Origin of the sequence: Rhodovulum sp. HP10, from assembly GCF_047553435.1 — a bacterium.
In the GTDB taxonomy this organism is placed as follows: domain Bacteria; phylum Pseudomonadota; class Alphaproteobacteria; order Rhodobacterales; family Rhodobacteraceae; genus Rhodovulum.
This window is the reverse complement of record NZ_CP180201.1, coordinates 117,549-134,463: the sequence shown is the minus strand read 5'-3', so window position 1 is coordinate 134,463 and position 16,915 is coordinate 117,549. Positions and strand designations below refer to the sequence as shown.

General features: G+C 67.5%; 16 protein-coding genes. 12 read left to right on the top strand and 4 right to left on the bottom strand.

Annotation, left to right across the window (positions count from 1 at the left end; all coding sequences use genetic code 11):
* Nucleotides 1-98: 98 nt before the first annotated feature.
* From ACK8CO_RS00640 to ACK8CO_RS00615, 6 genes are all read left to right on the top strand, one after another.
* A complete protein-coding gene (locus ACK8CO_RS00640) occupies nucleotides 99-1,079 on the top strand; it encodes a carbohydrate ABC transporter permease (RefSeq protein WP_080616289.1) in 981 nt (326 codons plus the stop codon).
* Nucleotides 1,079-2,218, top strand: coding sequence for a carbohydrate ABC transporter permease (locus ACK8CO_RS00635; protein ID WP_414897783.1), 1,140 nt, complete (start codon nucleotides 1,079-1,081; stop codon nucleotides 2,216-2,218). The genes ACK8CO_RS00640 and ACK8CO_RS00635 overlap by 1 nt, the downstream gene beginning before the upstream one ends.
* A gap of 10 nt (nucleotides 2,219-2,228) precedes the next feature.
* Nucleotides 2,229-3,863 (top strand): alpha-amylase family glycosyl hydrolase, encoded by a 1,635-nt coding sequence (locus tag ACK8CO_RS00630; protein WP_414897782.1) that lies wholly within the window; start codon nucleotides 2,229-2,231, stop codon nucleotides 3,861-3,863.
* Entirely contained in the window at nucleotides 3,863-4,957 is a 1,095-nt protein-coding gene (locus ACK8CO_RS00625; RefSeq protein WP_414897781.1) for an ABC transporter ATP-binding protein, read from the top strand. The genes ACK8CO_RS00630 and ACK8CO_RS00625 overlap by 1 nt, the downstream gene beginning before the upstream one ends.
* 126 nt (nucleotides 4,958-5,083) lie before the next feature.
* Nucleotides 5,084-5,638, top strand: coding sequence for a hypothetical protein (locus tag ACK8CO_RS00620; protein ID WP_414897780.1), 555 nt, complete (start codon nucleotides 5,084-5,086; stop codon nucleotides 5,636-5,638).
* Between the two features lie 187 nt (nucleotides 5,639-5,825).
* Entirely contained in the window at nucleotides 5,826-6,290 is a 465-nt protein-coding gene (locus ACK8CO_RS00615; RefSeq protein ID WP_414897779.1) for a hypothetical protein, read from the top strand.
* 9 nt (nucleotides 6,291-6,299) lie between these two features.
* Here the strand turns inward: ACK8CO_RS00615 and ACK8CO_RS00610 are convergent, their stop codons facing one another.
* From ACK8CO_RS00610 to dctP, 3 genes are all read right to left on the bottom strand, one after another.
* On the bottom strand, nucleotides 6,300-7,700 hold the full coding sequence (locus ACK8CO_RS00610) for a TRAP transporter large permease (RefSeq protein WP_414897778.1): 1,401 nt from the start codon (nucleotides 7,698-7,700) through the stop codon (nucleotides 6,300-6,302).
* Between the two features lie 9 nt (nucleotides 7,701-7,709).
* The gene (locus tag ACK8CO_RS00605; protein ID WP_414897777.1) at nucleotides 7,710-8,342 is read right to left on the bottom strand and encodes a TRAP transporter small permease subunit; all 633 of its coding nucleotides are present in this window, start codon (nucleotides 8,340-8,342) and stop codon (nucleotides 7,710-7,712) included.
* A gap of 119 nt (nucleotides 8,343-8,461) precedes the next feature.
* Nucleotides 8,462-9,475 carry a TRAP transporter substrate-binding protein DctP gene (gene dctP / locus ACK8CO_RS00600; protein WP_414897776.1) on the bottom strand — a complete coding sequence of 338 codons (1,014 nt, stop codon included), beginning with the start codon at nucleotides 9,473-9,475 and terminating at the stop codon, nucleotides 8,462-8,464.
* Nucleotides 9,476-9,610: 135 nt separating this feature from the next.
* Here dctP and ACK8CO_RS00595 point away from each other — a divergent pair, with 135 nt between their 5' ends.
* The 5 genes from ACK8CO_RS00595 to ACK8CO_RS00575 all read left to right on the top strand — a co-directional run bounded on the left by ACK8CO_RS00595 (nucleotide 9,611) and on the right by ACK8CO_RS00575 (nucleotide 14,291).
* Nucleotides 9,611-10,588: a tellurium resistance protein gene (locus ACK8CO_RS00595; protein WP_414897775.1), complete on the top strand. Its 978-nt coding sequence runs from the start codon at nucleotides 9,611-9,613 to the stop codon at nucleotides 10,586-10,588.
* A 43-nt stretch (nucleotides 10,589-10,631) separates the two neighbouring features.
* Entirely contained in the window at nucleotides 10,632-11,297 is a 666-nt protein-coding gene (locus ACK8CO_RS00590; protein WP_414897774.1) for a Crp/Fnr family transcriptional regulator, read from the top strand.
* Nucleotides 11,298-11,372: 75 nt separating this feature from the next.
* A complete protein-coding gene (gene cowN / locus ACK8CO_RS00585; RefSeq protein ID WP_414897773.1) occupies nucleotides 11,373-11,651 on the top strand; it encodes a N(2)-fixation sustaining protein CowN in 279 nt (92 codons plus the stop codon).
* A 224-nt stretch (nucleotides 11,652-11,875) separates the two neighbouring features.
* Nucleotides 11,876-13,324, top strand: a complete 1,449-nt coding sequence (guaB, locus tag ACK8CO_RS00580; protein ID WP_414897772.1) for an IMP dehydrogenase — start codon at nucleotides 11,876-11,878, stop codon at nucleotides 13,322-13,324.
* 340 nt (nucleotides 13,325-13,664) lie between these two features.
* A complete protein-coding gene (locus tag ACK8CO_RS00575; protein WP_414897771.1) occupies nucleotides 13,665-14,291 on the top strand; it encodes a sugar transferase in 627 nt (208 codons plus the stop codon).
* Between the two features lie 3 nt (nucleotides 14,292-14,294).
* Here the strand turns inward: ACK8CO_RS00575 and ACK8CO_RS00570 are convergent, their stop codons facing one another.
* Nucleotides 14,295-15,701 (bottom strand): helix-turn-helix domain-containing protein, encoded by a 1,407-nt coding sequence (locus ACK8CO_RS00570; RefSeq protein ID WP_414897770.1) that lies wholly within the window; start codon nucleotides 15,699-15,701, stop codon nucleotides 14,295-14,297.
* Nucleotides 15,702-15,877: 176 nt separating this feature from the next.
* Between ACK8CO_RS00570 and ACK8CO_RS00565 the strand changes: the two genes are divergently transcribed.
* On the top strand, nucleotides 15,878-16,855 hold the full coding sequence (locus tag ACK8CO_RS00565; RefSeq protein WP_414897769.1) for a tripartite tricarboxylate transporter substrate binding protein: 978 nt from the start codon (nucleotides 15,878-15,880) through the stop codon (nucleotides 16,853-16,855).
* Nucleotides 16,856-16,915: the final 60 nt, after the last annotated feature.

The window sequence follows — 16,915 nt, the reverse complement described above, 5'->3', positions numbered from 1 at the left end:
GTGCCCCGCCTGTTCGGGGGCCTGAGGGGAAGGGCCGGAAGGACGGCCCGCAAACCATGCCGGAGATGCCGGCACGCCGTACGAAAGGAGGAGAGCCGATGTCGCCTCTGCTGCAGGGGATCGCGACGATCCTGATCGGGGTCGGAGGCTGCGTCGGCTATTTCTACGGCGCCAATCTGCTGCTCGACCGGGTGATCTTTCCGCCCCGGGGGCGCGATCCGGGGGCCAACATCTCGCGCGCGAACGCGGTCCGGCCCTGGCTGTTCCTGGCGCCCGCGATGGCGGCGCTGGGGCTTTATCTGGTCTATCCGGTCGTTGGTTCGTTCTGGCGCTCGCTTTACAACCGGGATGGCGGCACCTTCATCGGGCCTGGCAACTACACCGATCTGGCGGCCGATCCGGCCTTTCGCACCGCGGTCTTCAACAACCTTCTCTGGGTGCTGGTGGTGCCCGCGGCCTCGACCTTCATCGGGCTTGTCGCGGCGCAGCTGACCGACCGCATCCGCTGGGGCAACATCGCCAAGTCGATCATCTTCATGCCGATGGCGATCTCTTTCGTCGGCGCCTCGCTGATCTGGAAATTCGTCTATGCGAACGAGGCCGATATCGGGCTTCTCAACGCGATCCGGGCGGCGCTGGGCTTCGACGATCCGCTCGACGTGATCCAGATCCCGTTCTGGAACAATTTCTTCCTGATGGCGATCCTGATCTGGATCCAGACCGGCTTTGCCATGGTGATCCTGTCGGCGGCGCTGCGCGGCATCCCCGACGAGACCATCGAGGCCGCGATCCTCGACGGCGCCAATCCGTTGCAGATCTTCTTCCGGATCATGGTGCCGCAGATCACCGGCACCATCCTCGTGGTCTGGACCACCATCACCATCCTCGTGCTGAAGGTCTTCGACATCGTCTACACCATGACGGGGGGCAATTTCGGTACCCAGATCCTGCCCAGCTACATGATGAGCTACATGTTCAAGGATGACGGCCGCGCCACCGCCGTGGCCTTCGTGATCATGCTGATCGTGCTGCCGGTGATGGTCTGGAACATCGTTCAGGCCCGCAAGGAGATGCGCTGATGCCGGGACATGCGGGGCGGAAATCGGGTCTGGTCTGGGCGGTGCATCTGAGCGTGGCGGCGCTGGTCCTGCTCTGGCTGCTGCCGACGGTGGGGCTTCTGGTGTCCTCCTTCCGCGATCGTGACCAGATCTCGGCCTCGGGCTGGTGGGAGGCGCCGCTGCCGGTCGAGCAGACCTACCGGGTCCGCACCGATCCCGGCGCGGCGGTCGAGCGCGACGGGCGGGTCATCCTGAGCGGCAATGTCTTCGACAGCGAGGACAGCGCCCGGGCGGGCAGGGTCACGGGCTTCGGCGTCACGGGCCGCGCGCCCGCCGAATTCGCCCCGGGCGAGAGCGCCGGCCTGCGCGGCGGCGGCCGGCTGACGGTGGCGCGCGATGGCAGCTTCACCGCCGAGGCTGAGGCGCCCTTCGGTCGGCGCGGCCCCACGATCTATTTCGAGGCCGAGACCCCGCCCAAGGTCACGCTCGACAATTACCGCATGGTTCTGGGCGCCGATGGCATGGACCGGGCCTTCATCAACACGCTGACGGTGACGATCCCGGCCACGGTCATCCCGATCCTGATCGCGGCCTTCGCGGCCTATGCGCTGGCCTGGATGGAGTTCCCGGGGCGGGGCCTGCTGATCGCGGCGGTGGTAGGGCTTCTGGTGGTGCCGCTGCAACTGGCGCTGGTGCCGCTTCTGCGGCTGCATGAGACGGTGGGGATCGGCCAGAGCTTCATGGGTATCTGGTTCGCCCATACCGGTTTCGGCCTGCCGCTGGCCGTCTATCTGCTGCGCAACTACATGGCCGGGCTGCCGCGCGACATCATCGAAAGCGCCAAGGTCGACGGCGCCACCGATTTCCAGGTCTTCACCCGGATCGTGCTGCCGCTGAGCTTTCCGGCCCTGGCGAGCTTCGCCATCTTCCAGTTCCTCTGGACCTGGAACGACCTTCTGGTCGCCAAGGTGTTCCTGCCCGCCGCCTCGGAGACCAAGGTGATGACGGTCAAGATCGCCGACGACCTCCTGGGCTCGCGCGGGGGGGACTGGGGCATCCTGGCGGCGGCGGCCTTCATCTCGATGGCGGTGCCGCTGGCCGTGTTCTTCGCGTTGCAACGGTATCTTGTGCGCGGCCTGCTGGCCGGGTCGGTGAAATGAGGAGACAGCCTTGGCCCTGAACGACGATCCCGACTGGTGGCGCGGCGCGGTGATCTACCAGATCTACCCGCGCAGCTTCCAGGATTCGAATGGCGACGGGGTGGGCGACCTTTCGGGCATCATCCGGCGGCTGCCGCATGTCGCCTCGCTGGGAGTGGACGCGATCTGGATCTCGCCCTTCTTCCCCTCGCCGATGAAGGATTTCGGCTACGACATCTCGGAATATTGCGATGTCGATCCGATGTTCGGCAGCCTTGCCGATTTCGACGCGCTGGTCGCGGCCGCCCATGGGCTGGGGCTCAGGGTGATGATCGATCTGGTGCTGTCGCATTCCTCGGACCGCCATCCCTGGTTCATCGAAAGCCGCTCGAGCCGCGACAACCCCAGGGCCGAGTGGTATGTCTGGTCGGACCCGAGGCCCGATGGCACGCCGCCCAATAACTGGCTGTCGATCTTCGGCGGGCCCGCCTGGGCCTGGGATGCGGGGCGCGAGCAGTATTACCTGCATAATTTCCTGGCCTCGCAGCCCGACCTGAATCTGCATTGCGAGGCGGTGCAGCAGGCCATCTTCGAGACCGCGCGGTTCTGGCTCGACCGCGGCGTCGATGGATTTCGCCTCGACACCATCAATTTCTACTTCTGTGACAGGGAGTTCCGATCCAACCCTGCGCTGCCGCCCGAAGAGCGGAATGACAATATCGCGCCCCGGGTGAACCCCTATAATCACCAGCGTCACATCTATGACAAAAACCAGCCGGAAAATATTGAATTCCTGACGAAATTCAGATCGGTACTCGATGAGTACGGGGCCATGGCACTGGGCGAGGTGGGAGATGCGCAAAGCGATCTGGAAATCCTCGGCCAATACACCTCGGGCGGAGACAAGGTGCAGATGTGCTATGCCTTCGATTTCCTCGGCAGTGCGGCCCTGACCGCCGCGCGCATCGCGCAGGTCTATGAGCGGCTCGACCGGGTCGCGGCCGAGGGCTGGGTCTGCTGGGCGCTCTCGAACCATGACGTCGTCCGCCACCCGACCCGCTGGACCCTCTCGCCCGCCGCACAACGCGCCTTTCTGACCTTGATGATCTGCCTGCGCGGCTCGGTCTGTCTGTATCAGGGCGAGGAGCTTGGCCTGCCCGAGGCCGATGTGCCCTTCGAGGCGCTGCAGGACCCTTACGGCATCGCCTTCTGGCCCGAATTCAAGGGGCGCGACGGCTGCCGCACGCCGATGGTCTGGGCGGCCGAGGAACTTCATGCCGGGTTTTCGGCCGCGCCGCGTACCTGGCTGCCGATCCCCGAGACCCATATCGGGCTGGCCGTGGCGGCGCAGGAGCACGCGCCCGAGGCGCCGATCCACCATTACCGCCGCGCCATCGCGTTTCGCCATGCCAATCCGGTGCTGGCGCGGGGCGCGATGGACACGGTGCGCGCCGAGGGCCATGTGCTGTCCTTCCGGCGCCATGACGCGACGGCCGAGATGTTCGTCGCGATCAATCTGGGCGAGATGCCGGCCGCGCTGGTCCCGCCCGAGGGCAACTGGCAGCCTCTGGGCGCCGAGATCAACGCGGCCCGGCCCGGGGCGGACGGGCTGGTGCATCTGGGGCCCTGGCAGCCCTCGCTGATGTTGCGACGGGAGGGGGCGTGATGGCGGGTCTGACACTCAGCGGCGTGGGCAAGAGCTATGGCGCGGTCGAGGTGCTGAAGGGGATCGATCTGGAGATCGAGACCGGCGAGCTGGTGGTCTTCGTCGGCCCCTCGGGCTGTGGCAAGTCCACGCTTCTGCGGATGATCGCGGGGCTCGAACGGATCACTGCGGGCACGCTGAGCATCGACGGGCTGCGCGTGAACGACGTGCCGCCCGCGCAGCGCGGCATCGCCATGGTGTTCCAGTCCTACGCGCTCTACCCGCATATGAGCGTGCGCGACAACATGGCCTTCGCGCTGAAGATCGCCGGGCGCTCGCGCGACGAGATCGAGGCCGCCGTGACCCGGGCCGCACGCACGCTTCAGCTCGAGCCCTATCTCGACCGGTTGCCAAAGGCGCTGTCGGGCGGGCAGCGTCAGCGCGTGGCCATCGGGCGCGCCATCGTGCGCGACCCCAAGGTCTATCTCTTCGACGAGCCGCTCTCGAATCTCGACGCGGCGCTGCGCGTGGCCACCCGGATCGAGATCGCCCAGCTGAAGGAGGCGATGCCCGACAGCACGATGATCTATGTCACCCATGACCAGGTCGAGGCGATGACGCTGGCAAGCCGCATCGTGGTGCTGGCCGACAAGGGGGTGGCCCAGGTCGGCCCGCCGCTCGAGCTTTACGAAAAGCCGCGCTCGGAATTCGTGGCGCAGTTCATCGGCAGCCCGGCCATGAACCTGTTCGAGGGCGTCATTTCAAGGACCGGCAAGACGACCCATCTGCAGCTGGCGGCGGGCGGCGGCACGATTGCCTCGCAGGTGCCGACCGGGTCCGGCGACGAGGGCCGCAAGGTCCGGGTCGGCATCCGCCCCGAGGACATGGAGCCGACCGAAGGTGACGACTACGCCTTCGAGGGCCGGGTCGAGATCCTCGAGGCCCTGGGCGAGGTCACCCAGCTTTATTTCGAGCGCAAGGCCCCCGAGGCCGATCCGGTGATCGCCAAGCTGTCCGGGGTCCATGCCGGGCTGCGCGGCAAGACCCTCAGGATGACCGCCGATCCGGGCCGTGTGCATCTCTTTGCCGGGGGGCAGTCGCTGCTCTGGCGATAGCCCGCCGGAGCGCGCGGGCGGCGCTTGACGGCGCGCGGGGCAGGGCCGAGAACAGGCGCGACAGGCCCGTCCGGGCGCCGACCGGTGCCGCGGGCGGGCCGCCCCATGAAGGAAGGATTTCCTCCGATGCCGCGTATGATGGCCCGCCGGTCCCTGCTTGTCGCGCTTCCGCTGCTGATGCTTGGCGCCTGTGTCCAGACCGGGCCGATGGGCTCGATGGCGCCCGGCGTGATCGGCCCGGTGGCACAGGGCAGTACCTGGGCGGGCGCGGTCGGCCGTGTCACCGGCACGGACGGGCTGGTCGCGAACCCGATCTGGAACGCCGAATTCTCGGAACCGGGCTTTCGCTCCGATCTGGCGCAGTCGCTGACGCGCGCCGGGATCCTGACGCCCGGCGGAGCCTACCGGCTGAATGCCGATGTCCAGAGCGTGACCCAGCCCCAGACCGGTACCAAAGTGCAGGTGGCGATGGTGGTGCATTACACCATCCAGGACGCGACCGGCCGGGCGGTCTTCGATCAGACCGTGACGACCTCTTATACCTCGCCGCTGGGGCAGGCGGTGCGCGGCGTCGACCGGTTGCGGATCGCCAGCGAAAACGCCGCCAAGGACAATATCGCGCTGTTGCTGCGCGCGCTTGGCGCCAGCGCCGAGGGCGCGCCGACCGGCGGGCCGTTCTAGCCGGAGCGGTTGTGGCATCGCGTCGCCCTGCGGGACCGCGAAGGTCTGGCATGCTTCTCGGGACACCGCCCGGCGCGGCCGCTGTGGGAGTCTGTGGGAGGATGACCATGCCGATCCCCGCCAATTCGGAGCGCTCGCGCTTTGCGCGGTTCTGGCGGCCTGCGCCCATGGGGCGGACGAGACCGCGATGATCCCCGCCGCCATCGCGCCGCTGCCCGCAGGCAACCCTCATCGCGGCGCGATTTCCGGCATCGGGACTGCAGGAGGCAAGGACACCAATCCGGCGCTGGCCTCGCAGATTGCCGATGCCGATTTCAAGGCCGCGCTGCGCAGCGCGCTTCTGCTGTCGGGGGCCTATTCCGCCTCGGGGCGTTACGTGCTGAGGTCCGAGATCGAGGAGATCACCCAGCCGCTTTTCGGGTTCGACATGCAGGTCGCGCTGACGGTGCGCTACCGGTTGCAGGACCGCGCCGGCAAGACCCGCTGGGAACGGCGCATCGTCACCCGCCATACCGCGCGGCTGGGCGAGGCCTTCCTCGGGACCGAGCGGCTGCGCTATGCCAATGAGGGCGCGGCGCGCGAGAATATCGCGGCCTTCCTGCGCGAGCTTGGGGCCGAGGCCCGGGCCGAGGGGGGCGCGGGCGTCTCGTAGCGGCCCCGATCAGGCAAGGCCCGGCAGCCAGAGCACGATGCCCGGCACCGCGATCAGCACGGCGATGGTGATCGCATCGGCCACGAAGAAGGGCGCGACACCGCGAAAGACGTCCTGCACGCTCAGGTCGTCGCGCACGCCGGCCACCACGAAGCAGTTCAGCCCGATGGGCGGCGTGATCAGGCACAGTTCGGCCATCTTGACAACGAGGATGCCGAACCAGATCGCGCACATCGGCCCCGACATGCCGAAGGCGCTGTCCGCGGCCGAGACATATTCGCCGCCGTTCAGCGCCATCACCGCCGGATAGACCACGGGCAGGGTCAGCAGCAGCATGCCGATCGCGTCCATGAACATGCCCAGCACCGCATAGGCCAGCAGGATCATCACCAAGGTCAGCATCGGCGGGTGGTTCAGTCCGGCGATCCAGTCCGAGAAGGCGCCTGGCAGGTCGGCAAAGCCAAGGAAGCGGACATAGATCAGCACCCCCCAGATGATGGTGAAGATCATGGCCGAGAGCTTTGCGGTCTCGAGCAGCGCGTCCTTGAATTGCGCCCAGCGCATCCCGTGCGCCAGGGCCATCAGGAAGACCACGAAGGCGCCGATGGCCCCGCCCTCGGTCGGGGTGCCCCAGGCATCGCCGCCGAAGGGGTTGTAGACGAAGAAGACGATGGTCCAGACCACGAAGAGGATCGGCAGCGCCCTGGGCAGGGCGCGAACCCTCTCGCCCCAGGTGAAGCCCCGGACAGCCGGGCCGAAGCGGGGCAAAGTCAGCGCCAGTGCCACGATCAGCAGCGCATAGATGCAGGCCGAGACCATGCCCGGCACGAAGCCCGCCAGCAGCAGCTTGCCCACATCCTGCTCGACGATGATGGCGTAGATCACCAAGATCGCCGAGGGCGGGATCAGGCTGGCCAGCGTGCCGCCCGCCGCGACGACGCCCGCGGCAAAGCGCTTGTCATAGCCGATCTTCAGCATCTCGGGGATGGCGATCCGGGCGAAGACCGCCGAGGTCGCGACCGAGGCGCCCGAGACCGCGGCAAAGCCCGCCGTGGCAAAGACGGTCGAGACCGCAAGCCCGCCCGGCAACCAGCCGAACCATTTCTTCGCCGCATCGAAAAGCGCGCGGGTCAGCCCCGCGTAATAGGCCAGATAGCCGATCAGGATGAAGGTGGGGATCAGGCTCAGCGCCTGGCTTGCCACTTTCGAATGCGGCACCTGGCCAGCGGTCTTGACCGCGACCGTCAGCGCCCAGCCGAACGCGTCCGCGTCATAGCCCTTCTTCGACCAGAAGATCCAGATCAGCCCCAGAAGCCCTGCCAGCGCGGCGGCAAAGCCCACCCGCATGCCCAGCAGGACCGAGACGAACAGAAGCGCCGTGACCGCGAGGCCGATCCCGATCGGGTCCATGGCTTCCTCCTAATCGTCCGCGCCCGAGACATGGGTCGCCTCGGCCGCTGCCTGATCGGCCACGGACACCACCAGCGGCACCGCCACGGGGGCCGCCAGCCCCAGAACGAAGGCCCGGCCATAGCCCCAGAGCTGAAGCGCCAGCCGCAGGCACAGAACCGAGAAGGCGACCGGTGCCAGAAGCTTGGCGGGCCAGAGCGGCAGGTTGATGTCGATCGAGCTGTCCCGGCTGAACATCGGCGCGCCCCAGTCGAAGCTGCGCTGGAAATGGGCGAAGCTGCCCCAGACCAGCAGGGCCATGACGATCAGCATGGCCAGCGTCGTCACCGCCTCGGCCGCCCACAAGGCCCGGTCCGACAGCCGCGCCACCAGAATGTCCATCCGGATATGGCCGCCATCGCGCTGGGTATAGGCGATGCCCAGAAAGGCGATCAGCGGCATGCCCTGCTGGATCCAGTCGACAGAGCCGGGCAGCGGCCGGTTGAAGAGATGCCGCCCGCCGACCGACACCACGGCCAGCAGCATCAGCACGAAGACCGTCAGCCCCGCCAGCAGCGCAAGCCGCCGCTCGAGTCGGTAAAGCCCGCGGTCGAGCCGCGAGAGCGGGCTGTCATCCTCCAGCACCGGGGCATGGATGGCCATGGGTCCTCTCCTCGCAGGGTCGGGTCTGTCGTCGCGCTCCGGACGGGGCGGTGGATCGACGGTGCTGGGCCGGGGCAGGAAGCGCCCGGCCCGGACCTGTTTCCGGAAGGTCGGGGGGACTACTGCCCGACCTGCCCGACTTGGCCGGTCACGGTCTCGTAAAGCTCCTGCGCGGGCAGGCCGCGGGCGCTCATCTCTTCGATCCAGGCCGCGGCCACGGGACCCGCTGCTGCCTCGCGGAACTCGGCCATGGCCTCGGGCGCGAAGGTGATCCGTTCGATCCCGCGCTCGTCAAGCGCAGGGCCCCAGCGCGCCATGGTCTCGCTGTTGTAATAGTCGATATAATGCGCCAGCGCCTCGTCGACCGAGCCCAGCAGCGCTGCGCGATGCTCTTCGGACAGTGCCGCCAGCGCGTCGCTGTTGACCACCACCGGGCAGTTCACCGTGCCGGGGTTGAGGTTCGTCGTCCACCAGCTGCCGGTATCGATGGTGCCGAAGGACATATGCGCATGCGGCGCGAAGGACACCGCCTTGACCACGCCGGAATCCAGCGCCTGGCGCACCTCGGTGGCATCCATCGAGGTCGGCACCGCGCCGATGATCTCCATCGCCTCGCCGATCCCGCCGGTCGCCCGCACGGTCATGCCGTTGAAATCGGCAAGGCCCCGGGGCGGCTCGCCGACGCCCACGAAATTATATTGCGGCATCGGCGTCGGCATCAGGAGCGTCGCGTTCCAGCGCGCCAGATCGGCCTCGACCGCCGGATGGCGGTAGAGCGCCATCGACAGGTCGCGTTCCTGTTCCAGGCTGTCGACACCCAGGAAGGGCAGCTCCAGCACCGTCAGCGTCGGGTTCTTGTCGCGGTGATAGCCCGCGCAGATCTGGGCCATCTCGAAGGCGCCGATCTGGATCCCGTCGAGATTCTCGGTGCTTTTCGACAGCCCGCCATAGGAGAGGGACAGCGTGAATGCGCCGCCGGTCTTCTCGCTGACCAGTTCCGCAAGCTTCTCGACATTCTCGGTGAAGGCGCGCCGCTTGCCCCAGAGCGAGACATTCCAGGTCTCCGCCAGCGCCTCGCCTGCCAGACAGCAGCCGAACGCGCCCAGCGCCATGGCGCCGATCGCAGCTTTCATCGGTGGATCCTCCCTGATCTCCCTTTTCGGTCGAGAGTAACCGGCCGCGCGCGTCGGTAAAGCAAAAACTGGCAGCGCTTGCCCGGAGCGGTCCGCCATGGCAGAGGGGACCGGTCAAGAAGGAGAGACGCTCCGATGTTCGCCCCGCGCCCAGGTTTCGGCAGCCAGACCCCGCCCGCGATCTTCCCGCCTGTCTTCGGCGCTCTCGGGCTCGGGCTTGCCTGGCGGCGCGCGGTCGATCCGTTCGGGGTATCGCCCGGTGCGGGCGATCTGATCCTTGGCGCCATCACCATGCTTTTTCTTTTTATGCTGGCATCTTATGGGCTGAAGCTCTGGCGACGCCCGAAGGTCCTCGTCGAGGATTTCCGGGTCCTGCCGGGCCGCGCGGGGCTGTCGGCGGCGGTGCTGTCGGTCTATCTGCTGGCGGCGGCCCTGGTGCCGCTGGTCCCGGCGCTGGCCGCGCTCCTGCTCTGGGCGGGGCTTGCACTTCACACCGGGCTGGCTGGGCTGCTGCTGTGGCTTCTGGCCACCGGCCCGGCCGAGCAACGCCGCGTGACGCCGGTCTGGCACCTGCATTTCGTGGGCTTCATCCTCGCCTGCCTGTCCGCCGTGCCGCTCGGCCATACCGGGCTGGCCACCCTCCTGCTTTACGCAACCACCGGCGCGGCGCTGGCGATCTGGGCGGCGAGCCTTGTCCAGATGCTGCGCCAGAGGCTGCCCGCGCCGCTGCGCCCGCTGCTGGCGATCCACCTGGCCCCGGCCTGCCTGATCGGCACCGTGGCCGCCTCGCTCGGGCTGATGCCGCTCGCGCTGGCCGCGGCTGTCGTCGCGGCGGTGCTGCTGGGGGCTCTGCTGATCTCGGCGCGCTGGCTGCTGGCCGCCGGGGCCTCGCCGCTCTGGGGGGCACTGAGCTTTCCGATGGCGGCCTTCGCAAGCCTGATGCTCGTGCTTGCGACCGCGCTCGAGGGCTCGGCCCCGGGCGATCTTTTCCGCATCGCGGGCGGCGGCGCGCTGGTTGCGGCGACGCTGGCAATCCCTCCGATCCTCGTTTTCGTGATGCAGCTTTGGGCAAAAAACCGGCTCGCGGCGCAAACCAATGCCGCCCGGGCCTGAGCGGCTCTGGCCTTGGGCGGCCGACGCGCGCTAGGCTGGGATCATGCAGGATACCGCCCCGTTTCCCCATTCCGCCTGGCTTGGCGAACTGCCCGGCGGGCTCCGCCGCCGGTTCCAGCCGGGCGCGGCCATCGCGCGGCCGGGCGATCTGAGCCGCCCCGGCATTGGTGACGGGGACGCAGACGTGCCCGACCGGCTTTTCGTGCTGGACGAGGGGCTGGCCCGGATCTGCCTCAACGGCACGGCGCGGGCGCTGACCATCGGTTACCTGCGCCCCGGCGGGGCCTATGTCACCCATACCCGGGCCTGGGTCGAGGCGGTCAGCCCATGCACCGTGATCTCCTGGCCGGTCGGCGAGATGCTGGCCCTGGTCAGCCGCCAGCCCGCCCTCGGCCTTGCCGCCTTTCGCGAGGTGGGCCAGCTCCTGCATGGCGCGCTGAACCTGATCGAGGATCTCGCCTTCCGGCCGGTCGAGTCGCGCTTCGCGCGGTTCCTGCTGAACGAACGCGCGCTGCAACAGAGCGCGCTGATCCGGCTGATCGACAGCACCGAATCCCTCGCGACGGCGCTCGGGACCTCGCGCCAGACGCTCTCGACCCTGATCAACCGGCTGATCCGCGAGGGTGTCCTGTCCCGGCCGGACCGCCGCCATCTGAGGCTTCTCGACATTGCCCGGCTCGAGGCGATGGTCGATCTGTCGCCCGGCTGACAGAACCGGTCGCCGCCATCGCCTATCAGCATCCGGTCCCCGGGGGCGCCCGGGCCGGAAGAGGAGCGCATGGCCATGACCGACCAGACCCCCGACCGCTACGTGAGCTTCTGCGGCATCGATTGCGACCGCAAGGCCGACCGCCTGATTGCGATGCTGGCGGCCCATATGGCCGAAAGCCAGTCCCGCTGGGTCGGCTATTTCGAGCAGAAGCTTGCCGAGAAGGCCCGCATGGGCAATGACAACCTGCATTTCGTGGGCAGCCAGGTGAACAGTCTCGCCGCCTTCTTCGAGGAACTGGGCGACGACGCGGCCGAAGAGCTGCTCTACGATCTCGAACAGACCTGCTGCTGAACCCGGTCTTCTTCCTGGCCGAAATACCCCCGCCGGAGGCGCCTTGCGGTCGCCGGAACGGGGTGGCAAGGGCCGGCCGAAGGCCGGGGCAGCGGCGCCACAGCGGGGCCATTGGCGCCGTGCGGACCGGGGGCGGCAAGCTTTCCAGCCGATTGGCCCTTTTCTTTTCTTCCCTTGCGTGAAATAGGGAAGCGCCAAACGAAAACTCCCCCAGGAGAACTCCCATGGAGATTCGCGAGGCCCTCACCTTCGATGACGTCCTTCTCGTTCCCGCCGCAAGCTCGGTTCTGCCCAGCACGGCCGATACCTCGACCCTTGTCAGTCGCAAGATCAGGCTGAACATCCCGCTTCTGTCTTCGGCCATGGATACCGTCACCGAGGGCCGCATGGCGATCGCCATGGCCCAGGCCGGCGGCATCGGGGTGATCCACCGCAACCTGACGGTCGAGGAACAGGCGCGCGAGGTCAGCCGGGTCAAGCGCTTCGAATCCGGCGTGGTTTACAACCCGATCACGCTGCGGCCCGACCAGACGCTGGGCGATGCCAAGGCGCTGATCGAACGCTATAACTTCACCGGCTTCCCGGTGGTCGACGAACGCGGCCACGTGGTGGGCATCCTGACCAACCGCGACATGCGCTTTGCCTCCAGCGATGCGACCCAGGTCGGCGCGATGATGACCGGCAGCGACCTTGCCGTGCTGCGCGAGCCCGTCGACCGGGCAGAGGCGCTGAACCTGATGAAGGCGCGCCGGATCGAGAAGCTTCTGATCACCGACGGGGCGGGCAAGCTGACGGGGCTTCTGACGCTGAAGGATACCGAGAAATCGGTGCTGAACCCGCAGGCGGTCAAGGACGAGCTCGGCCGGCTGCGCGTTGCCGCCGCGACCACGGTAGGCGATGCCGGCTTCGAACGCTCGCTGGCGCTGGTCGATGCCGGCGTCGACATGGTCGTTATCGATACCGCGCATGGCCATTCCGAGGGCGTCGCGAAGGCGGTCGAGCGGCTCCGCAAGGCCTCGAATGACGTGCAGATCATGGCCGGCAACGTCGCCACCGCCGCGGCCACCCGGGCCCTGATCGATGCCGGCGCGGATGCGGTCAAGGTGGGCATCGGCCCGGGCTCGATCTGCACCACGCGGATGGTGGCCGGGGTGGGCGTGCCCCAGCTGACCGCGATCATGGATTGCGCCGCCGCGGCAGGAGATGTGCCGGTGATCGCCGATGGCGGCATCAAGTATTCGGGCGATTTCGCCAAGGCGATCGCGGCCGGCGCCTCCTGCGCCATGGTCGGTTCGATGATCGCGGGCACCGACGAATCCCCGGGCGAGGTCGTGCTCTATCAGGGCCGGTCCTTCAAGGAATACCGCGGCATGGGCTCGCTTGGCGCGATGGCGCGGGGCTCGGCCGACCGCTATTTCCAGAAGGACGCGGCCTCCGACAAGCTGGTGCCCGAGGGGATTGAGGGGCAGGTGCCCTACAAGGGGCCGGCCGGAACCGTGGTGCATCAGCTGGTGGGCGGGCTCCGCGCCGCGATGGGCTATACCGGCTGCGCCACCGTCGAGGAGATGCGCCGGAACTGCAGCTTCGTCCGGATCACCGGGGCGGGGCTGAAGGAAAGCCATGTCCATGACGTGACGATCACCCGCGAAAGTCCGAATTACCGAGTCATGTGAGGCGGAGCAGGGCCTGTGGCCCGCTGAAAGGCCTTGAAAGACGCTGAAACCCAGACCAGCGGCAGTCCCGGAAGGACTGCCGCTGGTTTGCCTTTGGCAAAACAGCTTCGGGCAAGCGCCCGACCGGGCGCGTCCTCAGAGGGCAGAGGGCAGATCGACGGAGCAACGCCCGGGCCTACTGTCTCTGTTCGAAACCTCATATACCACATGAGAAAGTACGCGTAATAATATGAATAATATCAAAAATTTATTTATTCACTTTTATATCGTTAACCACTGGCTTACCTGTTTTCGTCGATCCTCGCCGCGGGCACGCAGCGTGTCTCCGGGAGGGGTAGGAATGAACATCACTCTGTTGCAGGTGCCGCGCGCCGAGGTGGGGGCGATGCCGACCGAACGGCTGGGCGGTTATCGGGGCAAGCGGGCGTTCGATCTGCTGGTCGCGGCGCTGCTTCTGACGCTGACGGCGCCGCTGATGCTGGCGATCTGGCTGCTCCTGCGGGCCGGGACCGGGCAGGGCTTCGCCTGTCATCGGCGGATCGGGCGTGGAGGCAGACCCATCCGCTGTCTCGTCTTTCATCTCGGGCGTCGCGACGGGGAGGTCGCCGGCTGGGTGCGGCGTGCCGGCCTGTCCGGCTTGCCATTGCTCTGGTCGGTGCTTCGGGGCGAGATGAGCCTTGTCGGACCGCGCCCGGCCACGCCTGCCGTTCTGGCACGCTATGGTCTGGCGCGAAGCGGCTATCTGGCGATGCGCCCGGGGCTGACCGGGCTTGCCGATGCCCTGGAAGGGCCGCGGGAGGGTGCGCATTTCTGCGACCGGGTCCATGACGATCTGCGCTACAGCCGGATCGCCTCCCTGGCGCTCGACCTGGGGTTGATCGCGGCGACCTTGCGGCACCGATGCACAAGGCGGCCGGGCAGGCCCCGGCCGGGCCGTTCGCGGCCCGGTCCTGGGTGCGGCCGCTGACGCTCAGCTTTCATAGCGGGTCTTGCCGCGCCGGTCGGCATCCATCGGCAGATCCATGTGCAGCGGCTGATGGGCGCGCTGCGAACAGGCCTGGCGCGGGCAAAGCTGGCAACTGACCCCGATCCTTGCGACCGGCCCGTCGGCGCCCAGATTGATGGCCTGGGCATAGCCGATCCGATGCGCCTCGCCGCGCTCGCAGCCCAGCGCCACCGCCAGCCGGTTATCCTGCAGATGCGGGCTGAAGACCGGGCGCTTGACGGTGCGGCTGAGGGTGAAGAACTGGCTGCCATCGGGCATCTCGACCAGCTGCGGCAGGATCACCCCGGGCGTCGCAAAGGCGTTATGCACATTCCAGACCGGGCAGGAGCCGCCCTTTTCGGCCAGCGCGAAGGGGCTGGCATTGACCCGCTTGGTCACGTTGCCGGCCTTGTCGACGCGGATCAGGAAGAAACCCACGCCGCGCGCGCCGTCGCGCTGGAGCGCGGTCAGGCGGTGGCTGACCTGCTCGAAGGAGGTGCCGAAGGCCGCGCCCAGCCGGTCGACATCGTAAGCGGTCTCTTCGGCCAGGGCGAGGAAGGGGGCATAGGGCATCAACAGCGCCGCGGCGAAGTAGTTGGCCAGCTCGACCCGGCAGCGCGCGGCGGCCGGATCGCTGTCGATGCCGCCTTCCTCGATCATCGACTCGAGCAGATAGGGAATGTCGGCCAGCGCCAGGACATGGGCCAGCTGGAAGGCCCGGTTGGCATGGTCGAGCGCCTGCGACAGGCGCACCTCGCCCACCTTCCGGTCGAAGACCCTCAGCGCATCGGGCATGTCGGCGGCGGGGGCGAGCCGGACCTCGATCCCGAGCTTCTGCCGCAGATAGCGTTTGAGCTGGGCATAGATGTCATCCGGATCGCCCGCGAACTGGGCGCGCACATTCTCGGCCGCGGTTTCCAGCGCGTCGAAATAGTTGCGGTTCTCGCGGAAGAAGTCATGCACCGCGGTTTCGGGCGATGTCACCAGCAGCGCGGTGCCGGAGCCGTTGCCGCCGACCCGGGTGATCCGGTCGACGGCGGTGCGATGGCTGCGATAGAGCTGCAGGAACAGGTCGACAAGCCGGGGGGCATGGTCGATTGCGCCGCGCAGCTCCTGCAGGTCGGGCCGGTCGCGGCCGAAGGCGGGGTCGGCGACGGCCGCGCGCAGATCGGCCAGCCGTCCGGCATTGCGGTCGCTCAGCAGCTCGCGGATCTCGACGCCATAGGCCTCGGCCAGCGCCATCAACACCTTGACCGATAACGATCTCTGGTTATTTTCCAGCAGGTTGACATAGGCCGGGCTGATATTCAGCTGGCGCGCCATTTCGGCCTGGGTCTGACCATGATCGCGTCGCAACTGGCGCAGTTTCGATCCGATCAACGCTTTTCGCATGATTTACAACATTACACAACTGCGGCTTGTAAGATCCGATCTTAACAGATCGACGCGGTTTCGTGTGAAAAATCAGGCCCCATGCCTATTCTCGACCCTGCGACGGGACGGGATCTGCGGGAAGGGAGGGAACACGCCCGCAGGTTCCGCCCCGCGCTCAGTTCGGGAGGATCAAGATGACAGATGCATTCACACGTCGGGCGAGCCTTGCCCTGATGGGCGCCGCGGCGCTGAGCGCGGCCGCTCCGGCCTTCGCCGATGAGTGGAAGCCGATCAAGCCCGTCGAGATGGTGATCATGGCCGGGCAGGGCGGCGGGGCCGATCAGCTGGCGCGGCTGTTCCAGGCGATCATCCAGAAACAGGGCCTGTCGCGGATGCCGGTCCTGCCGGTCAACAAGGGGGGCGGCTCGGGCGCCGAGGCGCTGCGCTATCTCAAGGACCGCGAGGGCAACGCCCATACCATCATGGCGACGCTGAACAGCTATTACACGACGCCGCTCCGCACCGATATCGGCGTCGACATCGCCGAATTCACGCCGATCGCGCGGATGGCGCTGGACAGTTTCGTGCTCTGGGTCGCGGCCGACAGCGACATTCACAACCTCGACGACTATGTCGCCGCGGTGAAGACGGCGGGCGGCAGCTTCAAGATGGGCGGCACCGGCACCGGGCAGGAGGACAGCCTGGTGACCGCGATGCTCGAGAAGGAATTCGGCATCAAGCTCACCTATGTGCCCTACAAGGGTGGCGGCGATGTGGCGACCGCGCTGATCGGCGGGCATGTCTCCTCGACCGTCAACAACCCGTCGGAACAGATGGGCTTTTACCGCGCGGGCAAGTCGCGCCCCATCGCGGTTCTGACCGCCGAGCGGCTGACGCGCTTCCCCGATCTGCCGACCTTCACCGAGCTTGGTCATCCGCTGGTCTATACCATGCAGCGCTCCTTCGTCGGGCCGAAGGACATGCCCGCAGGCGCGGTGGCCTATTACACCGAGATGTTCCGCCAGCTCAGCGAGACCGAGCAATGGCGCAAATATACCGAGGAACAGGCGTTGCTGGCCGATTTCCTGACCGGCGACGCGTTGCAGGCCTATTTCCTCGAGGAACGCGACAAGCATGCCGAGATCCTGCGCGACATGAGCTCGTCGAGCTGAGCCAGACCCGGCCCGACGGGCGTACGCGCGCATCCCGTGCCCGCAGGTCCAGCATCACCG

Coding starts and splice junctions, on each gene's coding strand:
- ACK8CO_RS00640 (WP_080616289.1), top strand. CDS start 99: ATGTCGCCTCTGCTGCAGGGGATCGCGACGATCCTGATCGGGGTCGGA.
- ACK8CO_RS00635 (WP_414897783.1), top strand. CDS start 1,079: ATGCCGGGACATGCGGGGCGGAAATCGGGTCTGGTCTGGGCGGTGCAT.
- ACK8CO_RS00625 (WP_414897781.1), top strand. CDS start 3,863: ATGGCGGGTCTGACACTCAGCGGCGTGGGCAAGAGCTATGGCGCGGTC.
- ACK8CO_RS00620 (WP_414897780.1), top strand. CDS start 5,084: ATGCCGCGTATGATGGCCCGCCGGTCCCTGCTTGTCGCGCTTCCGCTG.
- ACK8CO_RS00615 (WP_414897779.1), top strand. CDS start 5,826: ATGATCCCCGCCGCCATCGCGCCGCTGCCCGCAGGCAACCCTCATCGC.
- ACK8CO_RS00610 (WP_414897778.1), bottom strand. CDS start 7,700: ATGGACCCGATCGGGATCGGCCTCGCGGTCACGGCGCTTCTGTTCGTC.
- ACK8CO_RS00605 (WP_414897777.1), bottom strand. CDS start 8,342: ATGGCCATCCATGCCCCGGTGCTGGAGGATGACAGCCCGCTCTCGCGG.
- dctP (WP_414897776.1), bottom strand. CDS start 9,475: ATGAAAGCTGCGATCGGCGCCATGGCGCTGGGCGCGTTCGGCTGCTGT.
- ACK8CO_RS00595 (WP_414897775.1), top strand. CDS start 9,611: ATGTTCGCCCCGCGCCCAGGTTTCGGCAGCCAGACCCCGCCCGCGATC.
- ACK8CO_RS00590 (WP_414897774.1), top strand. CDS start 10,632: ATGCAGGATACCGCCCCGTTTCCCCATTCCGCCTGGCTTGGCGAACTG.
- cowN (WP_414897773.1), top strand. CDS start 11,373: ATGACCGACCAGACCCCCGACCGCTACGTGAGCTTCTGCGGCATCGAT.
- guaB (WP_414897772.1), top strand. CDS start 11,876: ATGGAGATTCGCGAGGCCCTCACCTTCGATGACGTCCTTCTCGTTCCC.
- ACK8CO_RS00575 (WP_414897771.1), top strand. CDS start 13,665: ATGAACATCACTCTGTTGCAGGTGCCGCGCGCCGAGGTGGGGGCGATG.
- ACK8CO_RS00570 (WP_414897770.1), bottom strand. CDS start 15,701: ATGCGAAAAGCGTTGATCGGATCGAAACTGCGCCAGTTGCGACGCGAT.
- ACK8CO_RS00565 (WP_414897769.1), top strand. CDS start 15,878: ATGACAGATGCATTCACACGTCGGGCGAGCCTTGCCCTGATGGGCGCC.